A 25,129-nucleotide genomic window follows, 5' to 3' on the forward strand; every position below is an offset into this window, starting at 1 on the left:
CAGATGAAAACGAATTATAAAAAAACAAAAAGTAGTTTGCTGGTATTTGCCGCGCTGCTGATTATACTCATAGCCCCGTCTTGTAAAAAGGCTTTGGATAACGAATTGGATAATGCCACTTATGATGATAAATTCTGGAAAAATGAAGCTGATGCCCAGGGTGCCATAAGTGGGGCGTACGGACTTTTAAGAACAAGTTTGTATACCGATAATGCCTTCTTTATTTGGGGCGATCTACCATATGGAGAGTTTAAGACAGACGACACCAATATGCAGGGCCCCTACGTAAATGGGGGATTAAATGCGGTATATTATCGCGAAGGCGGTGCACACACCTGGACGAACTGGTATAAGGTAATAAACGTTTGTAATTTGGTAATCGATAAAACACCATCAATACCAGATGCATCATTTTCTGGAGGCATTAAAGCCAAAAACTACATAATAGGTGAAGCATATTTCTTGCGTGGTTTGTGCTATTTCTATATGGCCAGGGTTTGGGGCGAAGTACCGCTACAAAATGAAGCAATTTATACTGCAGAGCAAATTAAGCTATTGGCTCAATCGCCAGAAGAAAAAATTACTGATCAGGTTATAAGCGATGCAACAAAGGCATCGGCATTGTTAACCTTCGAGGGTACAGCTCAATATCAAAGGGTAAGGGCAAATAAAGGAGCGGCATTGGGTTTATTGGCTCATGTAACTGCCTGGCGTCATGATTATGCCAAAACACTTGCCTATACCGATTCGATTATCAACAGGGTTGATGCTTATGAACTGGAAACAGGAGAGAATATCAGAATGCCATTCAAAAATGCAAATTCGAAAGAGAATATCTTTGTCATCCCTTCTTCTAATGCAAAAAAAGAGGCTTACTTCTATGGTGGTATCGGTTTCGAAACCTTAATGGAGCCGTACACAAATAGTTTCAGTAAGCCATTATACTATATCAATCCAGATTTCTTATTTAATATTTACCCCAATACCGGAGATATAAGATTAGAGAAATTTTATGGGTATAGCAGCAGTGCCGATATTGATCTTTTAATAAAATACAGCGATGTTGGATATAAAACTCCTACAGAACCCTATATCGAAAGTAACCTGATCATTTACCGCCTGGCAGATATGTATCTGTTAAAAGCAGAAGCATTAAATGCACTAACAAGGGATACTGAAGCACAAACAGCGCTGAATGTTGTTCGGATGAGGGCCAATACAGCAGAAAGCAGTACTATAGGTAACCTTTTAAAAATTGATATTATGAACGAGAGGGTACGCGAACTCGCGGGCGAAGGACAGAATTTTTTCGATGGCGTAAGGATGAACCGCAGTCCGATTTGGCTTACTGATGCCCGAAAAGCACTTAAAGGTTGGAGATGGCCTATTGCCAACAGTATTCTCCAGAACAATAACCTCATCAATCAAACCGAATTCTGGAAAGGTAAATACTAATAAGATACAACATGAAAAAATACATATTTATAATTTTTGCGGCAATGACGGTATTTATCAGCTGTAAAAAAGGCAATGGGATTATTGATGGAGGACTAAGTAATCCAAAGGTGAATTTTAATACCTACGATTTCCTGAAATCACATCCTAAAAAAGTTTTCGATACCACACTTATGGTGATCGATAAAGCGGGTTTAAAAGACGTAATAAATGGAGATGTTACTTTTTTTGTGCCAAACAATTATTCGATCAATAATTTTCTGAACATTAAACGCGACGAAGCCCGCCAGATTGATGAGAACAAAAATTATACATTGGATTCGCTATTTAAATATTTTACACCTGCAATGCTCCGCGATTCGCTGGGTATCTACGTGTTTAAAGGTAAAATTTCGTACGGACAGCTTACCGAAGAAGGAAAAATTTATCATTCTGTTGTTGCCCCTACTGAAAACTTCATTATATCCTATACCAAAACAACAGGTTACCTGGTAGACGGGATTATAACAAACGATGCCAAACTGGTTTATTTTATAAAAGTTTTGGGCGACAGAGATGTTTTGGTTAACGGTAAAATGGAAGATCCGAGCGGAGATGAAAGCTTATTGGATAGAAGTACTGTTTGCCAAACATCAGGGATCGAAACTACAAATGGTATTGTTCATGTACTGAGCAACTCACATCCATGGACATTTAAAGTAAAAGATTTTTAAAGCAATTTTTATGAAAAAGATATATTTATTCGGCGGCATGCTGTGCCTTATCATTGCTGCGATAGGCTTTAATGCCTGTAAAAAAGTAAAAGAAGGCTTTTTAAGTGATTACTTACGTTATTCTTCAAATCCTTTAAGGGTTAATGCAGGTTCATTTTACCTTTCGCAAGGCTTAATTCCTGACGCATCCACCCCACCATTTAAAGTGACCCTGCTAAATGTACGTAACAAAGCAACAGGAAAGCGTGCAGAAGAATTTTTCAAAGAATATGAAATAGACATCTGGAAATTACCTTACGACCCCAGAACCGATACAACACTTGCCTTAATCAATGCAAAAAGATCGAGGGTTAAAAAAACACCTTTTGAAGTGGCACCTGTAAGCGGCCAGATGGTTTTTAACGAGGGAAGTAACAATATTCCCCCTGGAGAATATTTATTGGATATTCAGGTCGAAAATCCAAATGGCACTAAAGTTTACAATAATATCTGTACCATTATTCTTTCTCCACAGGTAGAATATGAGTATATAAATGCACCCTATGCATTGGCGGTTGAAGCCAATAGCGAAACAGGAATAAGATTTGCCTACGATGCAGATTGGATTGATGCGAACATTGGTCGCTCTACTACTGCCTGGTTAAAGATTAAACGGATTGCCGATTTTCCCAATCAGGTGGTGCTTAAGTTTAAGGATAAGAATGGGGCATTATTTGCACCTTCCGAATATAAGCAAAGGCCAAGCGGAAATACCTATCTTAAATCGTTAAGTACTTTTGCATATAAAACTACAGTTACAGATACCGCGGTATTGTACGATTATGCAACAAGCCCTTTTCCGGCACTTTACTGGGATTCACAAAGTAACGGCATAAACTGTTACTACAGGCTTAATGCGAATAATATTGCATCAATCGATACAGCCAGCGCAGCAACCTGGGGTCCTCCTTCGCAATTGCCTTATGGAACCTGGAACAAAAGACCTGTTAAATTAAATGTAAGATTTAATACCAGGATTAACAGACCAGGAAAATATCTCTACGAGATTGTTTTAGCTGCAACCAAAAAATAAATTCCATAACCATAAATCTTAAAAACATGAAAACAATAACACGTTATTTTGCCTTCATCATAACATCGGCTATTTGTTTGTTAAGCAGTTTTAAATCGGATGATACAAAAAGTACAAAGAGGTATCTGCCGCCGATAGTGGTAACCCAAAATTTTACAGCAGACAATGGCGTACCCGGTGTTGCCAGTATCCAGTATAATACCGGACAGCTCTATACCAATATTGTAACGACCATACAAGGTGTTGGCACAGTTAATTTAACCAGTGTTTCTCATTCGGCAGGCACTATCAACGTTGACAAATTTGAGGGATATATTTCTGATGGTACATACGAATATCATATATACCTAACCGTTACTGGGAACACCTCTATAGGTTGGCAAATATATAGCGCTGCGGCAGAAACGTTAATTGGTTAATCTTAAAAATTGATAAATGAATGATTAAAAGTCTTGGCAAACGTCAAGACTTTTTTTATGGTAACATTTCCAATGCGCTTTTTGATTAACGCTATAATAGTTTGATATTTAGCAACCAAACCAAACTTTCGATGAAATTTAAATTTATACTCACTACATTTCTGTGTGCAGGTTTCTTTGCACAGGCGCAACAGACGCCAAGGAAAAATCAATCCAAGGAAACCGTAACCACCACGCAGGTTACCGTTAAAGATGAACCTAAATCTCCGGCAAACGAAAGAAACATTAAGGTAGAAAGTTCGGTGGTTACCAATCACTCGGTAAACATTAATGGAAAAGCTGTTCCATACAAGGCCACTACGGGTACACTTCCGGTGTGGGACGAAGACGGGAAACCTATTGCAGGTTTGTTTTATACCTATTACGAACGCAGCGATGTGCAAAACCGCGATAAAAGACCTCTGGTTATTTCTTTTAACGGCGGTCCGGGTTCTGCTTCAGTTTGGATGCACATTGCCTATACCGGCCCTGTGGTGTTAAATATTGATGACGAAGGGTATCCTGTTCAGCCTTATGGTTATAAAGAAAATCCATATTCCATTTTAGATGAAGCTGATATCGTTTACATCGATCCGGTGAATACCGGTTATTCAAGGGCGGTGAGTAAGGATATTCCCACCAATAAATTCTTTGGGGTACGTGCCGATATTAAATATCTTGCCGAGTGGATCAATACTTTTGTAACCCGCAATAACCGTTGGGCCTCCCCAAAGTTTCTAATCGGTGAAAGTTATGGTACCACCCGCGTTTCTGGTTTGGCCTTAGAACTGCAAAACAGCCAGTGGATGTATTTAAATGGTGTGGTATTGGTTTCGCCTACCGAGCTGGGCATTGAGCGTAGCGGCCCCGTTGATGCTGCTTTGCGTTTGCCTTATTTTGCCGCTACGGCCTGGTACCACAAAGCCTTGGCCGCCGATTTACAGGGCAAAGATTTAACGGCAATGTTGCCTGAAGTGGAAACGTTTACCATTAATGAGTTGATTCCGGCCATTTCGCAAGCGGGAATGCTCAGTGCCGATAAAAAGAAAGCAATTGCTGCAAAAATGGCCCGTTATTCTGGTCTTTCAGAAAAAGTGATCTTAGATTATAACCTCAACGTACCTACGGGTTTTTTCTGGAAAGAGCTGTTGCGAGATAAGGGCTTTACTGTGGGCAGGTTGGATTCGCGCTATCGGGGTATAGATAAAATGGGGGCAGGCGAGGAGCCAGATTATAATGCCGAGTTAACTTCCTGGCTGCATTCGTTTACGCCCGCCATCAACATGTACATCCGAAATGAACTCAACTATAAAACCGATTTAAAATACAATATGTTCGGCTCTGTTTACCCATGGGATCAAACAGGCAATCAAACCGGCGATAATCTCCGTCAGGCCATGGCCCAAAACCCATATCTGCATTTATTGGTGCAATCGGGTTATTATGATGGCGCATGCGATTATTTCAATGCGAAATATAGCATGTGGCAGTTAGATGCTGCCGGTAAACTGCAAGATCGCATGAGCTGGGAAGGTTACCGTAGCGGGCACATGATGTACCTGCGTAAAGATGACCTGAAAACAGCCAATAACCACATCCGGGAGTTTATCAAAAAAGCCTTGCCAAAAGCAGGAGAGGCCGCGAAATTCTAGCCAGAATTAAGAGGGTTTAGGGATTTTAGGATCGGGGGCGGATGGTCAACTTTTTTAAGTTATTTGGAGCGCAGTTGCAGTATGTTGATTATCGTCCGTCCTGCTTTGCGCTCCGATCTTTTTTGCCCTTCGACTAGGCTCAGGGTGACAAAAAAGAATCTTCGACTTCAATCAGGGCTAGGCGGGTTAAGTTGGTGGCACGGAAGCCCCTCATCGTTGTAAGAACAGCTGTAATCTAAACCCGGCTTAGTGAAGGCTCCCGATTTTTCATCGGAGCAGAAACGGGGACGGGAGAGAACCAAACCAATGCACTACTGCAACTGCTTTCCAAATCATACAGAAAAAAAGGTGTTCATAATGCTAATCTGGGTGTACGCTGCCGCAATTTGCCCCTTCAAAATGCAAACAAAAAACTGTTGGTTACAAACTAAAAATAATTACTTATTTTTGTGGTTCAATTATGCAGCAAATAAAAACATCATTCGATTTTGAGAAACCTATTGCCGATTTAGTTCAGCAAATAGAAAAGGTTAAACAAGTTGCCGATAAAACCAAGGTAGATATGTCTGCCACTTTAGACGAGCTTGATGGTAAATTAGATGAAACCACTCAAAACTTATATAAAAATTTAACGGGTTGGAACAAGGTTCAGATGAGCCGCCATCCTGATCGTCCGCAAACCCTTGATTATATCAGCATGATCTGTGATGATTTTATCGAGATGCATGGCGATAGGACAGTTAAAGACGATAAGGCCATTATTGGTGGCTTTGCAACTATCAATGGCCAAACCGTAATGGTTATTGGTCACCAGAAAGGTAAAAATACCAAAGAACGTCAGTTCCGGAATTTCGGTATGGCCAATCCCGAAGGGTACCGCAAAGCCTTACGTTTAATGCGCCTGGCTGAAAAATTCAACAAACCGGTGATTTCTTTTATCGATACGATGGGAGCTTACCCGGGCCTGGAGGCAGAAGAACGCGGACAAGGTGAGGCGATTGCAAGGAATTTATTGGAAATGTCTGTTCTACGCGTGCCAATTATCTGCGTTGTTGTAGGCGAAGGTGCTTCGGGAGGTGCTTTGGGTATCGGTATTGGCGATAGGGTGTATATGTTAGAACATACCTGGTATTCGGTAATTTCTCCTGAATCTTGTTCATCTATTTTATGGAGAAGCTGGGATTTTAAAGAGAAAGCTGCAGAATGTTTGAAATTAACTTCTGATGATATGTTTGGCAACAAACTGATTGACGGTATTATTCCTGAGCCTCTGGGTGGTGCGCATCAGGATCCGGAACTAATGGGCAGAACATTAAAAGATTATATTACTAAAGATTTAGCTACCTTAGGTAAGCTAAAAACCGATAAAATGATCGAACAAAGAATTGATAAATTCTGCGCAATGGGTGTTGTAAACGAGTAATCATCATTAACTAAAAATAAATTTGAATCCTGTCCGGCCATGCTGAGCAGGATTTTTTTTGTTAAAATAATCCATTTGTAAACAACATATATTTAGATCCGTCGTGCTGAATTTTTCAGCATCTATCATGCTATTAAAACCCTGAAATAAATTCAGGGTGACGGATTTCCAATAAAAAAAGCAGCTGCAAATTAATGCAGCTGCTTTGTAAGCTATTTCAGGTCTGCTTATTGTTGCGGACCTTGTTGCGGGAAGAACATCGATAAACGGCCTTCTAAAGTATTAAATGTTTTCTGTAGTTTATCGCTTAACTTATCCTGACCAGCAGCTTTACTCGTTTTGATCATTCTATCCAGATAGTATAAACCTGTTTGAATGTTCTGAGATCCCGTTAAACCTTTTGATTGTGAGATATCGGCAAGATAATTAAGCTCCTTGTTAATGTATTCGCCCGATTTGTCTAAAATATCATTGGCTCTGGCGGTTTCACCTAGTTTGTATAAATTTTCGGCTATGTAGAACTTCACTACAACTGTACGGATACCGAAGAATTTATCAGTTGGCATTACTGCAAAATATTTATCCACTACTTTTTTTGCTTCATCAGTTTTGCCATCTTTAATCAGGCTACTGGTTAAGCTGCTAAACAGGTTGGTGAAAATGAAAGTATCGTCTGATGACTGGGGATCTAAATATTTAGCGGTTTTCATATTTCCCCATTTAAATTTAGTCATCAGGTTGTTATACAGAACCGGGGTATTTAACTGTTCCGGTCTGTCATCAGATGCTATAGTATCGGCTTTAAGCGGCAATAAGCGCAAAGCTAAACCTTCGCTGTACAAATACTTATCTAAACCGTTATATTGTTCAGAAGGCACTGTAGAGGCGAAATAAATAGGGCGTTTCCAGTTATTATGTGCAAGAATGTCGAACATGGCCAAAGTTCCTTTGGTTACGTAACCTTTGTTAAACTTCCAATCCATTTCTGAAGCAATTTTTGAGGCATCAGCTGCAGGAACGGTTCCTGTGCTTACTACCTGCTGTGGATCTATGGTGATTTTAAGGTTTTTTGTCGGCAAGAAGTTTGATTTTGTTCCATCCTGCATCGGTACTTTATCGCTTTCGTCGTTTGATAATAACAGATCAACTACGTTTTTCAGCTCAATACTGCCTGCAATTTTATAATCATCATAAGGCATTACGTCTCTTTCGCCCTGCACATACTGCTCAGGTTTCATCGAGATTGGCAATGGTGCCGATTCGTTTTGTTTCTGTCTTAAGCCATTGATATACCAATCCGTATCGAATAAACTTAAGTTTACAATACGCACATCCGGCCGCACATTCTCCACTTCCTGGATATACCAAAGCGGGTAGGTGTCGTTATCCCCATAAGTGAATAAGATGGCATTTGGTGCACACGATTGTAAATAATCCAAAGCAATATCGTGGGGAACCAATTTGGTAGAACGGTCATGATCGTCCCATCCCTGCTCAGCCATAATTACGGGTGCAGCCAGTAAACCGATAACCGTTGCGCCAATGGCACCAGCAGTAGGGGTTAGTTTTTTGAATAGCCATTCTTTGATCGCGAGTGCCCCAAGCCCAATCCATATGGCAAAGGCATAAAATGATCCTACATAAGCATAATCCCTTTCGCGTGGCTCTAATGGCTTCTGATTTAAGTACAGTACAATGGCGATACCAGTAAAGAAGAATAATAAACCTACAACACCTGCATCTTTCTGGTTGCGTTTGAAATGCCAAACAGCACCGATAATTCCTAAAATCAATGGTAAAAAGAAGAAACGGTTATAGGCTTTATTGTCGACCGTTGATGGAGGCAAGTGACTCTGATCGCCGCGTAACCAGGTATCAATTGGTTTAATACCACTGATCCATTCCCCTTCAAATCCGCTACCCTGACCTTGTTCGTCGTTTTGGCGGCCAACAAAATTCCAGAAAAAGTAACGCATATACATATAACCAATCTGATAACTGGCTAAAAAGCCAACATTATCAACCACGTTAGGGTGTTTGGCATCATCTAAGTGCATCCACTCTTTGTAGAAACCAGCATGTTTAGGGTCATCGCTATACATACGTGGCAATAGAGTATTGTTGTCATACTCGTAGTCGGTTTTTTTGCCGGCTACTTCGTATTTTTCTTTTCCTTTTCTCCAGATCGTTTTTCCTTCAGTAACACCTGTTCTTTCTGAGTTGTAGTTCGGACCGTAACCCAATGGCCTATCACCATATTGTTCACGGTTTAGGTAACTTAAGAAAGAGAAAGCGTCTTTAGGAGCACTGTTGTTTAAGTTCGGATCTGCTTTTGCCCTGATGATGATCATTGCAAAAGATGCATAACCGAATATGATCAAGACAGTAGAGATTAAACCTAAGTTTAATAATTTCTTTTGGTGTTTGATCGAATAACGGATACCCCAAACCAGTGCGCCGATTAATAAGACAGCGAAAAATAAAACGCCTGTTCCAAAACCCATGCCCAGGCTATTAACAAAGAACAGATCGAAATAAGCACCGAATGAAACCAGGTATTGGATGATGCCATATTGAATTACAGCCAGGATTAAGATGCCAACAAGAAGGGTTTTAATGATTCCTGATGTGGTTGCTTTATCAGTTCTTTTAAAATAATAGATAAAAGCAAGCGCTGGGATAGTTAATAAGTTTAATAAGTGGATACCGATTGATAAACCCATGATATAGGCAATAAACAGTAACCAGCGGTCGGCTCTTGGCTCATCAGCATGTGCTTCCCATTTAAGGATCGCCCAAAATACAATCGCGGTAAATAACGAGGATTGTGCATAAACCTCCGATTCTACAGCAGAGAACCAAAAACTATCAGAGAAAGTATAAGCCAAGGCACCAACGGCACCTGCACCCATAATGCTGATCAATTTACCAGTAGTTAATTCTTCTCCGGCCTTTAGCACTGTTTTTTTAGCCAATGCGGTAATGGTCCAAAATAAAAATAGGATAGTCGCCCCACTCGCAACAGCTGAACCTACGTTCATCCAATAAGCAATTTTGGTTAGGTCGCCGGTTGCAAAAATCGAAAAGAAACGTTGGAGCATTAAGAATAAAGGTGCACCCGGTTGGTGAACAACCTGCATTCTAAATGCTGATGCGATAAATTCACCGCAATCCCAAAAGCTTGCAGAAGGCTCTAAGGTTAAAACGTAAGTTAGTGTAGCAATTAAAAAGCAGATCCAGCCTACTATATTATTAACTTTTGAATAATTCATTGGTTTGTTTAATGATATTAAAAATTGTTTTCACATAAAAATGCTGCCGAAATTAACTATTCTAGTCGATAAAACAGGTAAAATTTCCGATTGATTTAACAATTTTTAACGGCCTAAGCCTATTAACATAAAGGATTTTAAACTATTTTTAAAATAAAAACCCATAAGCAGAAATGTAAAATCTGCTTATGGGTTAAAATTTAGAATGTTTTTATGCTAACCGGTTGCATATGGGGTAAAACGGATGATCAGATCGTTATACTGTTTTTCAAGACTTTTACTTAATCCATCCTGCTTAAATACACTTGTTAATTTCACCATTTGACCCAAATAACCGAGGTAAAAACGTACATCCTGCTCTGCTGTCAACTGGTTTTTGCTTTCCGAAACATCGGCAAGATAATTCAACTCCTTATTTACATAATCAGCCGTTTTTTTGATCATCGCATTTGCACGGTTCAGGTCGTTTAAGCGGTATAGGCTTTCGGTAAAATAATAGGTGCTCATCACCTGGCGCATGCTGTGAAATTTAACAGGGATCACTTCAAAGTATTTGTTCGCCATGGTTTTGCTTTCTGCAATTTTACCCTTGTTGAGCAGATCGTTTAATGCACTGTTAAACATATTGGAGATCCTGGTTACATCATCAGCAGATTGTCTGTCCAGGTGATTTGCATTTTTAATATTTCCGTAAGCATAAACATTCATCAGGTTGTTATATAAAGGTTTGATGTTGATACGCTCATAATCCTGGGTGATGGCCGTATCTGGTTTTAATGGCAGCAATCTCTTGTTCAGTCCTTCCGAATAGAGATATTTGTTCAAACCAAGATATTGCTCATCGGGCATAGCTCCGGTAAAATAAATTGGCCGCTCCCAGTTGTTATGCACCAAAATGTCGAATAAAGCCAAAGTCCCTTTGGTTACATAATTTTGGTTAAATGTCCATTCCATGCTGCCCGCAATTTTGCCGGCATCTTCTTTTGGCACCGTACCAGTATCTAAAACCTGTTGCGGACTTACCGTAAGTTTCAGGTTTTTGGTAGGCAATACATTATATTTTGCTCCATCGTTCATGGCTACCTTATCTTCGTCATGCTCGGAGAGGAGAACGTCTAAAATTTGCTGTAATTCAATATGCTGGGCAATTTTATAATCCTGGTAGTACATAATATCCCTTGTGCCTTCAACATATTGTTCGGGTTTTAAGGTGATGGGCAAAGGAGCCGATTCGTTCTGCTTTCTCCGCATGCCGTCGATATACCAGTCGGCAGTAAATAAGCTCAGGTTTACCACCCGCACATCCGGACGAACATTTTCTACCTCCTGTGCATACCAAACCGGATAAGTATCGTTATCGCCATAAGTAAACAAGATGGCATTGGGCGCACACGATTTAAGGTAATTTACCGACATATCGCGCGCTTCATGGCTGTCGGAGCGGTCGTGGTCATCCCATCCCTGGTTGGCCATAATAATCGGGGCGCCAAACAATGCTATAATTGAAGCAAAGATACTCGCACGTGCTGGTGTTAGCTTTTGGAAAACAAAATCTTTTAATCCGAATACCCCTAAACCGATCCAAATGGCAAAGGCATAAAATGAGCCTACATAGGCATAATCCCTTTCGCGTGGCTCAATCGGTACAGAGTTTAGATAAACTACAATGGCAATGCCTGTGAAAACAAATAGTAAACCGATTACGCCTGCATCTTTTTGGTTGCGTTTAAAATGCCAAACTGCACCGATTAGGCCGATTATTAAAGGTAAAAAGAAAAACCTGTTGTATGCTTTGTTCTCAACAACAGATGGCGGCAGGTTTTTTTGACTGCCCAGCCTCATCGCATCCAAAGGTTTAACGCCGCTGAGCCAGGTGCCGTCTGTACCGCCAAACTGGCCGTCCTCGTTGTTTTTTCTCCCTACAAAATTCCACATAAAATAGCGCATGTACATCTGTCCGGCCTGGAAAGAGAACAGGTATTTTATGTTTTCTGCAAGTGTGGGTTTATGTTGGTCATCGAAACCCATATAGCTTTTATAAAACCGGGCATGTTCAGGTTTATCGCTGTACATGCGTGGCATTAAAGTTTTATCGGCGTAAACGTAAGCCGATTTTGTTCCGGCAGGCTCGTATTTTTTGTCGCCCTTACGGAAAATCTCCCCCGTTTCTTTAATATCGATTTTTTCAGAATTGTAGTTCTCTCCATAAAGTAAAGGCCTGTCGCCATATTGGTCGCGGCCTAAATATCTCGAAAGGGAGAATACGTTATCTACATTATAGTTGTTGAGGTTGGGTTTGGCCTGTGCCCTGATCACTAATAATGCGAAAGAACTGTAACCGAATAAAAGAAGTACGGTAAATAACAAAATCAGGTTTAAGGCTCTTTTGTGCTTGCGGATGGAGTAACGGATGCCATAAACCAGGCTTCCAATTAATAAAACAGCAAAAAACAATATGCCTGTGCCAAAACCGAGGTTCATTGTATTTACAAAAAAGTAATCAAAACTTGCCGCAAGTGATACAATATACTGGATAATGCCAAATTGCACTACTGCCAATGCCACAATCGAAACTAAAAATACTTTTAAAACACTTTGCCAGGTGGGCGCAGGGTTCTTTTTAAAATAATAAACAAATATTAGGGCAGGGATAGTGAGCAGGTTTAAAATATGTACGCCAATAGAAAGCCCCATGATGTAGGCTACAAAAAGCAACCACCGGTCTGATTTTGGTTCATCGGCCTGCGATTCCCATTTTAATATACCCCAGAATACTACAGCACTGCAAAGCGACGACATGGCATAAACCTCAGCTTCAACCGCCGAAAACCAAAAACTATCCGAAAAGGCATAAGCCAAAGCACCAACTAAACCAGCACCCATAATACCGATGATTTTTTGATTCGTCATTTCTTCGCCTTTCTTGATCACGGTTTTCTTGGCCAGTGCAGTGATGGTCCAGAATAAAAAGAGGATCGTGCCTGCGCTGGCAAGGGCCGAAGCGATGTTTATAAAATAGGCTACTTTAGTTTTATCGCCAAAAGCAAGGGTTGAAAATAGCCTTTGAACCATCGATACGATAGGGGCTCCCGGTTGGTGCACAACCTCCATCCGGAAAGCGGAAGAGATGAATTCGCCACAGTCCCAGAAACTTACAGATTGATCTAAAGTTAAGATGTACGTGAGCGCGGCAACGAAAAAACAGAGCCAGCCTCCAATGGTGTTGATCCTTGAGTAATTCATAGTTTAATTTTAGTCTTTGATAATAAATGATTTAAGTGGTTCGCAATAAAAAAAGTCGTAGAAAAAAATAAAATGTTGCACCAGATATGAGGTTTTTTTTATCTTTGCATCGCAAACAGGAACAGCGGGAAAGAAATTAAAAATATTTTAAAATCACTCTTGCATATTTAAAATAAGGTTCCTACATTTGCATTCCCTTTCGAGGAGAATATCCTTGAGAAGTTTTTGTCCGATAGTATAAGGGTAGTACAACGGTTTTTGGTACCGTTTGTCTTGGTTCGAATCCAGGTCGGACAACGAAAATTTAATGTCGGATCATGTTTTAAACAGACATGATCCGATTTTTTTTAACCGTAAACTACACGAACCCATGCCATTGCAGTTTAACCCGGTAAAGCTTTTTTCCGGATCAGGTTCTAAGGGATTATCACTTAAGATTGCCGAACATTACGGTAAGCCACTTGGTAGCGTAACCATTCACAAATTCAGTGATGGTGAGTTTCAACCTTCCTTTGATGAATCAATTCGTGGTAGCGACGTTTTTCTGATCCAGTCTACTTATCAGCCCAGCGATAATTTAATGGAACTTTTGCTTATGGTTGATGCTGCTAAAAGAGCATCGGCACATTATATTACAGCAGTGGTTCCTTATTATGGTTTGGCCCGTCAGGACAGAAAAGACAAACCGCGTGTAGCGATCGGCGCCAAATTGGTGGCCAATTTATTAAAATCAGCAGGTATCCACCGCATCATGACGATGGATTTACATGCTGCACAGATACAGGGATTCTTCGATATTCCGGTTGATCACTTAGATGGATCGGTAATCTTTGTTCCCTATATCAAAAGCTTAAAGTTAAAAAACCTAACTATTGCATCTCCCGATATGGGCGGTTCGTATAGGGCACGTACTTTTGCCAAGTTTTTTAATGCTGAGGTAATTATCTGCGATAAACGCCGTAAACGTGCAAACGAAATTGAATCAATGTCGATTATTGGCGATGTTACCGGACAAGATGTGGTATTGATCGATGATATTTGCGATACTGCCGGAACCTTATCAAAAGCTGCGGCCTTGATAATGGAAAACGGTGCAGCAAGTGTCAGAGCCGTTTGTACACATGCCGTATTATCTGGCAAAGCAATAGAAACGGTAGAAAATTCGGTATTAACCGAACTGATCGTTACGGATACTATCCCATTAAAACAGGAAAGTCCGAAAATTAGGGTGTTAAGCACAGCAAGTTTATTTGCAAGGGCAATTGCCAATGTAAACGAACACGGCTCCATTAGTGACCTGTTTAGAGTATAGTGCAAAGCGTTTAACGTGTTGCGATGAGTATTAAAAGCGCCCGCCGCGAAACGCAAAACAAAAAAGAGTTTAAATAAGGTTGAAGGTAGAGGGTTAAAGGCTGATGGTCTTGCTACTTCCTATTCGATACTTAATACTAATAATAAATAAATAAAAATAAAATGAAAACAATCGCAATTAGCGGTTCTCCAAGAGAGAACGTAGGGAAACGCGATGCCAAGGAACTTCGTTACGAAGGTAAGGTTCCGGCGGTATTGTATGGTGGAAAAGAGCAACAACACTTCGCAGTAGTTATTGCTGACTTAAGAGATGTTATTTATACCCCGGATGTAAACTTTGTGGAGATTGATCTTAACGGTACTAAAACTAAAGCTATCGTAAAAGACACTCAGTTTCACCCACTTACCGATGTATTGATGCACATCGATTTCCTTCAGTTATTCGACGAGAAAGAAATCGTTATGGAGATCCCGGTTAAATTAACAGGAACTTCTCCAGGTGTTAAAATGGGGGGTAAATTAATCCAGAAATTACGTAAACTACGCGTTAAAGCATTACCAGCTAACATGCCACAAAACGTAGAAGTAAGCTTAGAGAAATTAGAAGTAGGTAGTTTATCTCGTGTTCGTGATCTTAAAGGTGATAAATACGTAATCACTAACACTCCTGAAGATACGATCGTTTCTGTTGCAATGTCTAGAGCATTAAAACAAGCAGAAACTGAAGCTGCTAAAGGTAAAAAATAATCAGGATTCTTAGGATTTCCTGATTTCAAGATGAAGCGTTTCGATTTAGTTCGGAACGCTTTTTTTATTTATATGAGGTTAGTCCGCCAAAGGCTTATCGCTAACCGACCCCTGTTCATAGGAAGTTGTTTGGAAATGAGTTGATTAAATTCATAATACAGACTTCCGACTTCGGACTGCTGACTTCGTACTTTTTTTTATCTTTGCCCCATGAAATATCTTATAGTTGGCTTAGGAAATATCGGACCGGATTATGCACATACCAGACATAACATTGGTTTTGATATTGCCGATGAACTGGTGAAAGGTTTAGGTGGAAGTTTCGATAATATCCGCCTGGCGTATTATGCTGAAGTGGGCTTCAAAGGCAAAAAGCTTCATGTCATTAAGCCAACTACCTTTATGAACCTCAGCGGCAAAGCCGTAAACTATTGGATGAAGGAATTAAAGATAGCACCTGAAAACGTACTTGTCATTGTTGATGATCTTGCATTGCCTCTGGGCAAACTAAGGTTAAAGCTGCAAGGCTCCAGCGCTGGCCATAATGGCCTAAAAAGTATCGAAGAGGTTTGTGGCGGACAAAACTATGCCCGTTTGCGTTTTGGTATCGGCAGCGATTATCCCAAAGGCCGGCAGGTTGATTTCGTTTTGGGCTTATTTGATAAAAATGAACAACTGGAACTGCCTGCATTGATTGACAAGAGTGTTGAACTGATCAAAAGTTATGTTACCATCGGACCTGCGCATACCATGACGGCTTTTAATAAGTAAGAGGTTCAAATATGTCGTCATTTCGACCGTAGCGGAGAAATCTGTTGATAACCTTTTTGGCTAAAATACGGTCATCCTGAGCGGAGCGAAGAGTTTTTGTAGGCCGATTACTAACCGGTATTAACAAATGTAAACTTGTACATCACTCAAATGCCTTATATGGTAATAAACGGAAGGGATATCTCTATTTCGTTGCGCTTCAAATGACGACGGTGCTAATGGTATTTTTAATGAACGTGTAGTAGAAAAAAGATCGTTTGAAGAGCAATTGCAGAAGCTCTTTTGAATGTTCGCCCTGCTTTTCATTACAAGTCCGCACTCGTACCTCGTTTACGGGCTTTTCATTTCAATCAGGTCTGGAAAGCAATGTTTTTACTACTGTTAGGGGCTGAATAGCATAGTTTTAGATAGATTCCCTCCACGAATCCATGTCTGCATCCCCCCACAGACCACCAGATCTGCAACTTCCTTTTTCTCTGCGTCACACAACCCCCGATAGTATTACAGGCCACGCCACCTAAAACCCGATCGTAGTGGTTCCGATGCTTTATTGATAACCTGCTTTTAAAACGAAATTAGCATAGGAAGAAACGGAGAGCGGGGCAGTATAAACCCAAACGCATCTGCACTTGCTTTCCAAAAAAAGCAAGAATAACCTTTTTCTATCGTTGAGTAAGATTGCATAGTTGTCTGAAAACCTTCTCAGCAATAACGTCCGATTCTTAGGATCTGTTATGGATAGCCTAACCGAAGGACTAGCACTCGCCGTTACGAAAAGCCTTTAAACAAGAAAAGACCATCTCTCGATGATCTTTCCCGTAAATATGTTTAGTTAATGATTATTTAACCTGTTCTTGAGCCCTTGCAATGTAAGCATCAATTAACTGCGCTTCTGCACTCTCAGGATATTGTGTTTTTACTTTAGTATAAGCATCAACTGCACCTTTAAAATCTTTAAGGTTTTCATTTACCAAACCTAATTTCTTTAAAAACATTGGTGAAGTAAATTTGCTTGCCTTATCAGCTGCTTTTTTATAATAAGTAGAAGCTTGTTTGTAGTCTTTCAACTCGCTATAAGCATCTCCCAATAAACCCAAAGCCAATGGATCTGCAACCGGACTTCCGGTAGCACTGTATTTGCTCAACGATTCGATCGCTTGTTTATACTCACCTTTACGTAAATAGATGCCACCTAAATAAAGGTTAGCCAGGTTTGCCGATTTTGTATTATCGTATTCTTTTGCAATCTGCTCTAAGCCCGGGTAACCGCCTTCGCCTTTAACGGCTTTGTTCGATAATGAATCTACACCAACATACTGCTCTGCTTTGTACATTTTGTTAGCGGCCTCTTCAGCACGGCCTTTTAAATAAAAGCCTTGATACCAAAGATATATTAACACTAATAACACTACAGCACCTGCAATAAACAGTAAGCTCTTATTGTTCTCTTGTAAAAATGAACCTTTTTTAGTTGGTTGAATTGTCTGGTTATCTGTTGTAGACATGTTTGTTTAAAAAAATTAAGAACGCAAAAATACATTTTTCAATCAAAGTATCAACCTTTATTTTGAAGTATTTGATTAAACATTAGTTATTTAGGGTGATGAAACTATAAAATGGCCGCGACAATTAGCGCAGCAAGCTAATTAGGGTGTTAAACCAGGTTTGGTTATCGCTAAAAATGCCCGTGTGATTAATTACGAGGTATACGGTTTGGCTTTCTGATCGGCTTATGGCCGACCGGATTCTGATGGGTTGCCAAAATGCACCGAAGTTTTTTGCAGATGAAGCAGGAAAAAGATCATCGAAACCCATGTAAACTTCCTCTATATTCGATAACGGAAGTTCCAGTTGCTCATCTCCGGTAATAAAAAGACCATTTGATGCCAACAGGATATTGCCCTCATGATTGTGGATCGGCTTTAAAAAAGAAAATAAACCAGCGATTTTTTTAATCCAGCCTGAGCTTTTTTCATTGGTCAGTTCATGATCATAAGACCATAGAACATTTCCCTCTAACATTTTTTGTGCAACCATCTAATTTTCCTTGGTATGAAAGTACAGTTTTTTTAAATGTTATTAACGTTTATTTTAAACAATGGATGTTAAGAGGCTAAAAAACGGTAAATTTGTGACATATTTATGTGGTTAAAAAACATTACCCTTCTAAATTTCAAGAACTATACCGATGCGGATCTCCATTTCTCTGAAACGGTAAACGTTTTTACGGGTAATAATGGCTCAGGTAAAACGAACATGCTCGATGCCATTCATTATCTGTGTCTGTGTAAAAGTTACTTTAATCCCATCGATAGTCAGCAGATTAAAACCAACGAAGAAGTGTTTATGATTCAGGGCGATTTTGACCGCAATGAGAAAAACGAAAAAATTTCCTGTGGGGTTAAACGCAGTCATAAAAAACAGTTCAAACGCAATAAAAAAGAATACGATAAACTGGCCGACCACATTGGCCTTTTTCCGGTAGTCATGGTGTCGCCTTATGATGTAAACCTGATTATGGAAGGCAGTGAGGAGCGGAGAAAATTTATTGATAATGTGATTTCGCAAACCGATGCACATTACCTGGATCAGTTGATTACCTATAACCGCATTTTATTAAACCGAAATGCTTTGCTTAAACAGATTGCCATTACCCGAAAGTATGATCCTACATTACTCGAAATTCTGGATGAGCAACTGGTTTTTGCAGGCAACAAGATATTCGCCATCCGTAAGGCATTTATGGATGAATTTATTCCATTGTTTAACCAATATTATACCTATCTTACCGATAACAGGGAAACCGTGGAGCTAAATTATCAATCGCAATTGAATGAGGCTACTTTCGAAGAACTGTTGAGAAAATCGGTAGAGAAAGACCGTGTGCTGGAACGCACCACAACCGGTATCCATAAAGATGAACTGGCTTTTGTGATCAGCGGGATGCCTTTAAAAAAGTTTGGCTCTCAGGGCCAGCAGAAATCTTTTTTAATCGCGCTAAAAATTGCCCAATATGCTTACCTCGCTAAAAACAAAGGATTTAAACCTTTGCTTTTACTGGATGATATTTTTGATAAGCTGGATGATCACCGCGTTCAAAAGTTGATGCAAATGGTTTCCCACCATGATTTTGGGCAAATATTTATTACAGATACAGGAAGAGAAAGAGTGAAATCAATTTTTGAAAAAATAGAAGTTGATGTAACTTTGTTCGAAGTTGATAACGGAACTATACAAAATGCGTAAACCCAATGATGTTACAGTAAAGGATGCAATCAGCAAAATGCTGGATGTATACCGTTTGCGCCGTAAGTTTGATGAAACTTCCATCTTGTCGATCTGGCCGGAGATTATGGGCACAGCCATTGCCAACCGGACCAAGCAGATCTATATCCACGATAAAAAACTGTTTTTGCGGATAGAATCTTCTGTAATCAAAAATGAACTGGTAATGGTACGGCAGGGAATTATCCAAAAACTGAACGAACATGCCGGTAGCGAAGTAATTACCGAAATGATATTTTTATAAGGCATAATAAAAGGGCATAAGATTTCTGCTTATACCCTTAATATTTCTATCTAAGCTTCCATTCAGGACTTAGGACTGTAGACTTCAGACTGAGGACTAAACTAACTCCTTCCGCCAAATACCTTGGATAAAATCCAGATGAGCAATGCAACCACTACTACAACTACAATCACGCCAACCCAAACGCCGGCTTTAAATATACCTTCTACTAGTTCACAACTGCTTAAGGTAGTGCATAAAAATGCGATCAGTACTAAAGGGAATGCTCTTTTCATATTTATGTTAATTTGTAATAGCTAACATCGAATACTGAAGAAAGTTTTAATAAATGGCTTATTTAGCTCGAATCGGTGTTTGTGATGTCAGATGTTGCCATCTGACACTTTATCAATATTTTTTTAATTGGATTATTTCAATTCAAAAAACAGCAGTCAGATGGTAACATCCGACTGCATATATTAGGTTTAGTTTCGCTATTGTGGTGTCAGATGGTAATATCTAACACAATCTCTAATTTTTCTAAGAGGAGTAATTATCTCACAGTTTTTTTTGCATGAACAGTCAGATGGTAACATCTGACCGCACAAATCTTATTTCCCGTTTACTTTTAACAATTCAACCTCAAAGATCAATGTGCTATAAGGTGGAATGTCTGCACCCGCACCACGTTCGCCGTAAGCGAGGTTGTAAGGGATGAAAAATTTATATTTAGAACCAGCAGGCATTAACTGTACGCCTTCTGTCCAACCCGGAATCACGCGGTTAAGCGGGAATGAAATCGGCTCTCCTCTGTCGTATGAGCTATCAAATTGTTTTCCGTTTAATAAGGTACCTTTGTAATGAACCAGTACCGAATCGGTAGCTACCGGTTTAACACCTGTGCCAGGGGTTAAAACTTCATATTGTAAGCCACTTGCTGTGGTTTGTACGCCTGCGCGTTTTTTGTTTTCGTCAAGAAAACTTTGTCCTTCTTTAATCATAGGTGCATATTTAATTTTATTTGCTTCTGTTTCTGCTTTGTTTTTTATTGCTGATGCTTTGGCTAATGCTTCATTTATACATTGCTCTGCCTGTTGTTGATTAAGCACAACCTTACCGCCTGTAAATGCATCTTTTAAGCCTTTTAACAATACTTCATAATTCAAGGTAGATAGACCGGTTGTTTTTAAACTTGCACCGATCGACGTACCAAAAGCATAACTGGTAGAATCTAAAGGAGACTTTAATGCAGTAAATGTTGAAGTTTTACTCACAGCCGTAGTAGCTTTCTTTGCAGCAGGTTTTTTTGCTGCTGTTTTGGTTTGTGCATATGATGCAACAGCGATACCGGATAAGCATATCGCTAAGAAAATTCTCTTCATTGATTATTTTATGTGTAATTAATTCCAACCGGTTAAAAATGGCCGACTATATTTTTAAGGGCGAAAGATACAAAATAGATAAAACAATAAAACCCCGAATGTTCGGGGTTTTATTGTAAATGTTTTGTGCCGGGAACTAAAAACGTTCGTCTGCTTTGAAGAAGAAGTTACCTTCAATTTCCGCATTTTCATCAGAATCTGAACCGTGAACCGCGTTAGCATCGATTGATTTTGCATATTTCTGACGGATAGTACCTTCTGCAGCTTCAGCAGGGTTGGTAGCACCGATCAATTTTCTGAAATCTTCAATTGCATTGTCTTTTTCTAAAATTGCAGCAACAATAGGTCCTGAAGACATAAAGCTTACTAAATCTTTGTAAAAAGGACGCTCAGCGTGAACAGCATAAAACTGGCCGGCAGTTTCGTCAGTAAGTTTGGTATATTTTAATGCGATGATTTTGAAACCAGCATTAGTAATGTCGTTAATGATTGATCCGATATGGCCGTTTGCTACTGCATCAGGCTTGATCATGGTAAAAGTTCTGTTAGTGCTCATTGTGCTTTTGATATCAAATTTTGTGCAAAAGTACGTTTTAATTGATGAATAATCAACAGCTATTGTTTGTGTTTAGGCCGTGCTTTTGGGTTTGTGCGACTGATATTGTTACTTAAAATGGCATTTAAAATATCTAACATTGCTTGTTTTTAATATATGAAGCTGCTAATCCTAAAATCCTTTAATCCTAATCTAAATTTACTTAGCTTTGCAGCGCAAAAAAATATATGCTTACACTAACTGAATTAAAAACATTATTGGCTACGCCACAACGAATTGTGATCACCACGCATCACAAACCCGACGGCGATGCGATGGGTTCATCCTTAGGTTTATATGGATATTTAATTCAGAAAGGCCACCATGTTCGGGTAATCACACCTACTGATTATCCTACTTTTTTACACTGGATGCCAAATAATGGCGATGTCGTTATTTTTACTGAGCAGCAGGAACAGGCCGCTAAGTTAGTAGAGGAAGCTTCGATCATTTTCTGCCTTGATTTCAATACCTTAAGCCGTATTAATGAACTGGGCGAATTGGTGAGGGCAGCTGGTGCCAAAAAAATCATGATCGATCATCACCTCGAACCTGAAGATTTCGACGATTACCGCCATTGGGATATCAATGCCTGTGCAGCTGCACAATTGGTTTATGATTTTATTGTAAACCAGTTAGGAGATAAAGCCGGCATTAATAAGGATGTTGCTTCTTGCCTGTATACCGGTATTATGACCGATTCAGGATCCTTCCGTTTTGAATCGGCAACATCAGAAGTATACCGCATTGCAGCAAACCTGATCGATTTAGGTGCAGAGCACTGGAAAATCCATCAGCTGGTATACGATAATGCCAGCGAAAACCGTTTGCGTTTTTTAGGTTATTGCCTGTCGAACAAGTTGGAGGTTTTAAGGGAATACAATACAGCCATTATTTCGGTTACGAAAGAAGAACTGGCCCAATACCATAGCGCAACCGGAGATACCGAAGGTGTAGTGAATTATGCGCTATCGATCAATGGAATCCGTTTGGCTGCATTAATTATTGAGCGACCTGATAAAGTTAAATTATCAGTTAGATCAACAGGTGATTTTCCCGCTAACGAAATCTGTAAGAAATATTTTAATGGCGGTGGCCACAGAAATGCTGCAGGTGGCGCAGCAGAAAAACCTTTAGCTGATGTAGTAAGCGAATTTAAATCGATATTAGCAGAATATAAAGAACAGTTGATAGCTTAGAAACAAGAAATAAAATAATAAAAACTTAAAAAAGTCAAATTAAATAAATGAAAAAGGGAATTATCATTCTAGCAGCAGCCACTTTAGGTTTAGCGGCATGTAAACAAGAAAAAAAGGGAGCTGGTGGCTTATTATATACCATCCACCACTCGGCAGGTAACGAGAAAATTAAAGAAGGCGATATCGTTAAAATGAATTTCATTCAGAAAAATGATAAAGATTCAGTTTTATCAAGCACTTTCGATAGCGAAACTCCTGCAGTATTTCCTGCACAGAAAAAAATGTACGCTGGTGATATGAACGATGTGTTAACCTTGTTCGGAGAAGGCGATAGCGCTACTTTTAAAGTAAACTTAGACACTATGGCTTTCCATAGTAAACAACCAAAACCAGAGCAGTTCAAAAACGATAAATACATCACTTTTACTGTTAAAATCGAGAAAGTATTCAAGAAAAAAACTGGCGAAGCAGATTCTACTTTCAATAAAAGAGCAACAGAATTTTTCCAGGCTGATTACAAAGCTTCTTCTGAGAAAAAGAAAGCTGCTGAACCTGCTAAATTAAAAGCTTATTTAGAAGATACTAAATTGGCAACCAAAACTACCGCAAGTGGCTTACACTATATCATTGAAACGCCAGGTAGTGCAGAAAAACCAGCTTTAGGTGATACCGTATTAATTAACTATACTGGTAGGGTAACTAAAAAAGGTAAAGATGGTAAATACAAAATCTTCGATACAAGTGATGAGAAACTGGCTAAAGAAGAAAAAGAATTTAAACCAGGTAAACCTTATGGTCCTACGAAAATGGCCGTTGGCGGTACAATCCCTGGATTTACTGAAGCTTTACAATTAATCGGTAAAGGTGGTAAAATCAAAGTAATTATCCCTTCTAACTTAGGTTATGGCGAGCAAGGTGCGCCTCAGGTAGGTATTATGCCTTTCAGTCCTATTGCTTTCGATTTAGAGATCAAAGACATTATCAAAGGAAAACCAGCTGCAGCAGCTCCAGTGCAAATGCCTGCTCCGGTAGTGAAAAAATAATTGCTTAACCTGTTATTGTAAATCCTGCTCATTTATCTGAGCAGGATTTTTTTTTGACGTTGAACCAAGAAATAAAACATTCCAAAGATTTATAAAAACTTATTATAGCCTATCTTTGTAGTGATCTAATAAAGTAACCTCATTATTCCTCGATAGGGTATTAAAGTTATTTTCAATATATAATTAAATGAAAAAAGGAATTATTTTGCTCTTGGCAGCAGCACTGGGGCTATCTGCCTGTAACAAATTCGAAAAAGGTGAAGGAGACATGACTTACAAGATCTATAAAAGTGACGGTAAGCCAAAAATTCAGGATGGTGATTATGTAAAATTAAACGGTGTTCAAACGGTAGAAACCAATACAAACCCCGATTCGGTCATGGTAAATACCTACGACAATGAGCGCCCTGCTTTTTTCGCCATTAGCAAATCAATGTTTAAGGGCGATTTGGCATCAGGCTTAAAACTGCTTGGTGAAGGTGATAGTGCTGTTTTTAAACTGAACCTCGATTCGATGGAGAAATATTCCGGACAGCCAAAACCGAAAGGACTAAAATCGAATATCGCCTCTTTTACCATTAAAATTGAGAAGGTATTACATAAAGGAAAAGATCCGGATTCTATTTTCGATGCCAAGAAAAGACTTTTCTTCGAGGCGGAATACAAAGCATTAAACGAGAAGAATAAAGTAGTAGAGCCAACCAAAATAGCAAAATACGTTGAAGAGAATGGGCTAAAGGTAACAACTGCACCCTCAGGTTTGCAATATGTAATTTCTGCTCCCGGAAACTCAGAAAGAGCAACTTTAACGGATACGGTATTGATGGATTATACTGGTCAGTTCACCAATAAAAAATCGGATGGAAAATTAAATGTTTTCGATACCTCGGACGCTAAAATAGCAAAAGAGGCTGGTATTTTTTCAGAGAGTGTACAGTATGTGCCGCGTAGCCTGCCCTTAGGCCAATTGCCGCAGGGCGTTATCCAGGGCATCCAACTTATTGGCGTCGGCGGTAAGATCAAAATGATTTTACCATCAAAACTGGGTTTTGGTGAAAATGGTGGTGGACCCATCAACCCATTTACACCTTTGGTGTTTGATGTGGAGCTGAAAGGCATTATTAAACCAAACGCAACAGTACCATTGACCAAGTAAAACACACACATATTTTATTTAAAAGCGCAAAGATCAGCAAGTAAAACGTTGGTTTTTGCGCTTTTTTGTATTAAGAAATTGATAATTATAGTGGTGATTGAAATATTTGCTTAAATTAGATTAACAAAT

21 protein-coding genes are annotated in these 25,129 nt (G+C 39.4%); 14 read left to right on the plus strand and 7 right to left on the minus strand.

Annotated elements, in window-relative coordinates:
- The first annotated feature begins 3 nt into the window (after positions 1 to 3).
- The 6 genes from AC04Q1_RS16395 (at position 4) to AC04Q1_RS16420 (ending at position 6,773) form a co-directional block, all read left to right on the plus strand.
- Positions 4 to 1,455 carry a RagB/SusD family nutrient uptake outer membrane protein gene (locus AC04Q1_RS16395; RefSeq protein WP_478365661.1) on the plus strand — a complete coding sequence of 484 codons (1,452 nt, stop codon included), beginning with the start codon at positions 4 to 6 and terminating at the stop codon, positions 1,453 to 1,455.
- Between the two features lie 11 nt (positions 1,456 to 1,466).
- A complete protein-coding gene (locus tag AC04Q1_RS16400; protein ID WP_478365662.1) occupies positions 1,467 to 2,168 on the plus strand; it encodes a fasciclin domain-containing protein in 702 nt (233 codons plus the stop codon).
- Positions 2,169 to 2,178: 10 nt separating this feature from the next.
- A complete protein-coding gene (locus AC04Q1_RS16405) occupies positions 2,179 to 3,240 on the plus strand; it encodes a DUF5007 domain-containing protein (RefSeq protein WP_478365663.1) in 1,062 nt (353 codons plus the stop codon).
- Between the two features lie 26 nt (positions 3,241 to 3,266).
- Positions 3,267 to 3,659: a hypothetical protein gene (locus AC04Q1_RS16410; protein WP_478365664.1), complete on the plus strand. Its 393-nt coding sequence runs from the start codon at positions 3,267 to 3,269 to the stop codon at positions 3,657 to 3,659.
- A 131-nt stretch (positions 3,660 to 3,790) separates the two neighbouring features.
- On the plus strand, positions 3,791 to 5,350 hold the full coding sequence (locus AC04Q1_RS16415) for a S10 family peptidase (RefSeq protein ID WP_478365665.1): 1,560 nt from the start codon (positions 3,791 to 3,793) through the stop codon (positions 5,348 to 5,350).
- 460 nt (positions 5,351 to 5,810) lie between these two features.
- A complete protein-coding gene (locus AC04Q1_RS16420) occupies positions 5,811 to 6,773 on the plus strand; it encodes an acetyl-CoA carboxylase carboxyltransferase subunit alpha (RefSeq protein ID WP_478365666.1) in 963 nt (320 codons plus the stop codon).
- Between the two features lie 227 nt (positions 6,774 to 7,000).
- Here the strand turns inward: AC04Q1_RS16420 and AC04Q1_RS16425 are convergent, their stop codons facing one another.
- Both AC04Q1_RS16425 and AC04Q1_RS16430 read right to left on the minus strand, forming a co-directional pair.
- Positions 7,001 to 10,045, minus strand: coding sequence for a protein O-mannosyl-transferase family (locus AC04Q1_RS16425; RefSeq protein ID WP_478365667.1), 3,045 nt, complete (start codon positions 10,043 to 10,045; stop codon positions 7,001 to 7,003).
- A 216-nt stretch (positions 10,046 to 10,261) separates the two neighbouring features.
- On the minus strand, positions 10,262 to 13,288 hold the full coding sequence (locus tag AC04Q1_RS16430) for a glycosyltransferase family 117 protein (protein WP_478365668.1): 3,027 nt from the start codon (positions 13,286 to 13,288) through the stop codon (positions 10,262 to 10,264).
- Positions 13,289 to 13,658: 370 nt separating this feature from the next.
- On the opposite strand from AC04Q1_RS16430, the gene AC04Q1_RS16435 reads away from it, so the two are divergent.
- The 3 genes from AC04Q1_RS16435 to pth all read left to right on the plus strand — a co-directional run bounded on the left by AC04Q1_RS16435 (position 13,659) and on the right by pth (position 16,117).
- Positions 13,659 to 14,600, plus strand: coding sequence for a ribose-phosphate pyrophosphokinase (locus AC04Q1_RS16435; RefSeq protein WP_478365750.1), 942 nt, complete (start codon positions 13,659 to 13,661; stop codon positions 14,598 to 14,600).
- Between the two features lie 161 nt (positions 14,601 to 14,761).
- Positions 14,762 to 15,346 (plus strand): 50S ribosomal protein L25/general stress protein Ctc, encoded by a 585-nt coding sequence (locus AC04Q1_RS16440; protein ID WP_353905201.1) that lies wholly within the window; start codon positions 14,762 to 14,764, stop codon positions 15,344 to 15,346.
- A 210-nt stretch (positions 15,347 to 15,556) separates the two neighbouring features.
- Positions 15,557 to 16,117 (plus strand): aminoacyl-tRNA hydrolase, encoded by a 561-nt coding sequence (gene pth, locus AC04Q1_RS16445; protein WP_478365669.1) that lies wholly within the window; start codon positions 15,557 to 15,559, stop codon positions 16,115 to 16,117.
- Between the two features lie 839 nt (positions 16,118 to 16,956).
- Here pth and AC04Q1_RS16450 read toward each other — a convergent pair.
- Together AC04Q1_RS16450 and AC04Q1_RS16455 are read right to left on the minus strand one after the other, a co-directional pair.
- Entirely contained in the window at positions 16,957 to 17,622 is a 666-nt protein-coding gene (locus AC04Q1_RS16450) for a tetratricopeptide repeat protein (protein WP_478365670.1), read from the minus strand.
- A gap of 124 nt (positions 17,623 to 17,746) precedes the next feature.
- Complete coding sequence (locus AC04Q1_RS16455; RefSeq protein WP_478365671.1) at positions 17,747 to 18,139, minus strand: hypothetical protein; 393 nt, start codon at positions 18,137 to 18,139, stop codon at positions 17,747 to 17,749.
- 120 nt (positions 18,140 to 18,259) lie between these two features.
- Between AC04Q1_RS16455 and recF the strand changes: the two genes are divergently transcribed.
- On the plus strand, positions 18,260 to 19,363 hold the full coding sequence (gene recF, locus AC04Q1_RS16460; RefSeq protein WP_478365672.1) for a DNA replication/repair protein RecF: 1,104 nt from the start codon (positions 18,260 to 18,262) through the stop codon (positions 19,361 to 19,363).
- Positions 19,356 to 19,646 (plus strand): DciA family protein, encoded by a 291-nt coding sequence (locus tag AC04Q1_RS16465; RefSeq protein WP_478365673.1) that lies wholly within the window; start codon positions 19,356 to 19,358, stop codon positions 19,644 to 19,646. Before recF ends, AC04Q1_RS16465 begins: the two co-directional genes overlap by 8 nt.
- A gap of 101 nt (positions 19,647 to 19,747) precedes the next feature.
- Here the strand turns inward: AC04Q1_RS16465 and AC04Q1_RS16470 are convergent, their stop codons facing one another.
- The 3 genes from AC04Q1_RS16470 to AC04Q1_RS16480 all read right to left on the minus strand — a co-directional run bounded on the left by AC04Q1_RS16470 (position 19,748) and on the right by AC04Q1_RS16480 (position 21,563).
- Positions 19,748 to 19,921 carry a hypothetical protein gene (locus tag AC04Q1_RS16470; protein WP_478365674.1) on the minus strand — a complete coding sequence of 58 codons (174 nt, stop codon included), beginning with the start codon at positions 19,919 to 19,921 and terminating at the stop codon, positions 19,748 to 19,750.
- Between the two features lie 315 nt (positions 19,922 to 20,236).
- Complete coding sequence (locus AC04Q1_RS16475; RefSeq protein WP_478365675.1) at positions 20,237 to 21,007, minus strand: FKBP-type peptidyl-prolyl cis-trans isomerase; 771 nt, start codon at positions 21,005 to 21,007, stop codon at positions 20,237 to 20,239.
- A gap of 136 nt (positions 21,008 to 21,143) precedes the next feature.
- Positions 21,144 to 21,563, minus strand: coding sequence for a nucleoside-diphosphate kinase (locus tag AC04Q1_RS16480; RefSeq protein WP_025144153.1), 420 nt, complete (start codon positions 21,561 to 21,563; stop codon positions 21,144 to 21,146).
- Between the two features lie 227 nt (positions 21,564 to 21,790).
- Between AC04Q1_RS16480 and AC04Q1_RS16485 the strand changes: the two genes are divergently transcribed.
- The 3 genes from AC04Q1_RS16485 to AC04Q1_RS16495 all read left to right on the plus strand — a co-directional run bounded on the left by AC04Q1_RS16485 (position 21,791) and on the right by AC04Q1_RS16495 (position 25,000).
- A complete protein-coding gene (locus tag AC04Q1_RS16485; protein WP_478365676.1) occupies positions 21,791 to 22,801 on the plus strand; it encodes a DHH family phosphoesterase in 1,011 nt (336 codons plus the stop codon).
- Positions 22,802 to 22,848: 47 nt separating this feature from the next.
- Positions 22,849 to 23,844 carry an FKBP-type peptidyl-prolyl cis-trans isomerase gene (locus AC04Q1_RS16490; protein WP_478365677.1) on the plus strand — a complete coding sequence of 332 codons (996 nt, stop codon included), beginning with the start codon at positions 22,849 to 22,851 and terminating at the stop codon, positions 23,842 to 23,844.
- A 187-nt stretch (positions 23,845 to 24,031) separates the two neighbouring features.
- Positions 24,032 to 25,000, plus strand: coding sequence for an FKBP-type peptidyl-prolyl cis-trans isomerase (locus tag AC04Q1_RS16495; RefSeq protein WP_478365678.1), 969 nt, complete (start codon positions 24,032 to 24,034; stop codon positions 24,998 to 25,000).
- The last annotated feature ends 129 nt before the right edge of the window (positions 25,001 to 25,129 follow it).

It is taken from the genome of Pedobacter humicola (genome assembly GCF_056490705.1).

Coding starts and splice junctions, on each gene's coding strand:
- AC04Q1_RS16480 (WP_025144153.1), bottom strand. CDS start 21,563: ATGAGCACTAACAGAACTTTTACCATGATCAAGCCTGATGCAGTAGCA.
- AC04Q1_RS16415 (WP_478365665.1), top strand. CDS start 3,791: ATGAAATTTAAATTTATACTCACTACATTTCTGTGTGCAGGTTTCTTT.
- AC04Q1_RS16420 (WP_478365666.1), top strand. CDS start 5,811: ATGCAGCAAATAAAAACATCATTCGATTTTGAGAAACCTATTGCCGAT.
- AC04Q1_RS16405 (WP_478365663.1), top strand. CDS start 2,179: ATGAAAAAGATATATTTATTCGGCGGCATGCTGTGCCTTATCATTGCT.
- AC04Q1_RS16440 (WP_353905201.1), top strand. CDS start 14,762: ATGAAAACAATCGCAATTAGCGGTTCTCCAAGAGAGAACGTAGGGAAA.
- AC04Q1_RS16425 (WP_478365667.1), bottom strand. CDS start 10,045: ATGAATTATTCAAAAGTTAATAATATAGTAGGCTGGATCTGCTTTTTA.
- AC04Q1_RS16490 (WP_478365677.1), top strand. CDS start 22,849: ATGAAAAAGGGAATTATCATTCTAGCAGCAGCCACTTTAGGTTTAGCG.
- pth (WP_478365669.1), top strand. CDS start 15,557: ATGAAATATCTTATAGTTGGCTTAGGAAATATCGGACCGGATTATGCA.
- recF (WP_478365672.1), top strand. CDS start 18,260: ATGTGGTTAAAAAACATTACCCTTCTAAATTTCAAGAACTATACCGAT.
- AC04Q1_RS16430 (WP_478365668.1), bottom strand. CDS start 13,288: ATGAATTACTCAAGGATCAACACCATTGGAGGCTGGCTCTGTTTTTTC.
- AC04Q1_RS16410 (WP_478365664.1), top strand. CDS start 3,267: ATGAAAACAATAACACGTTATTTTGCCTTCATCATAACATCGGCTATT.
- AC04Q1_RS16465 (WP_478365673.1), top strand. CDS start 19,356: ATGCGTAAACCCAATGATGTTACAGTAAAGGATGCAATCAGCAAAATG.
- AC04Q1_RS16400 (WP_478365662.1), top strand. CDS start 1,467: ATGAAAAAATACATATTTATAATTTTTGCGGCAATGACGGTATTTATC.
- AC04Q1_RS16395 (WP_478365661.1), top strand. CDS start 4: ATGAAAACGAATTATAAAAAAACAAAAAGTAGTTTGCTGGTATTTGCC.
- AC04Q1_RS16455 (WP_478365671.1), bottom strand. CDS start 18,139: ATGTTAGAGGGAAATGTTCTATGGTCTTATGATCATGAACTGACCAAT.
- AC04Q1_RS16450 (WP_478365670.1), bottom strand. CDS start 17,622: ATGTCTACAACAGATAACCAGACAATTCAACCAACTAAAAAAGGTTCA.
- AC04Q1_RS16470 (WP_478365674.1), bottom strand. CDS start 19,921: ATGAAAAGAGCATTCCCTTTAGTACTGATCGCATTTTTATGCACTACC.
- AC04Q1_RS16495 (WP_478365678.1), top strand. CDS start 24,032: ATGAAAAAAGGAATTATTTTGCTCTTGGCAGCAGCACTGGGGCTATCT.
- AC04Q1_RS16475 (WP_478365675.1), bottom strand. CDS start 21,007: ATGAAGAGAATTTTCTTAGCGATATGCTTATCCGGTATCGCTGTTGCA.
- AC04Q1_RS16485 (WP_478365676.1), top strand. CDS start 21,791: ATGCTTACACTAACTGAATTAAAAACATTATTGGCTACGCCACAACGA.
- AC04Q1_RS16435 (WP_478365750.1), top strand. CDS start 13,659: ATGCCATTGCAGTTTAACCCGGTAAAGCTTTTTTCCGGATCAGGTTCT.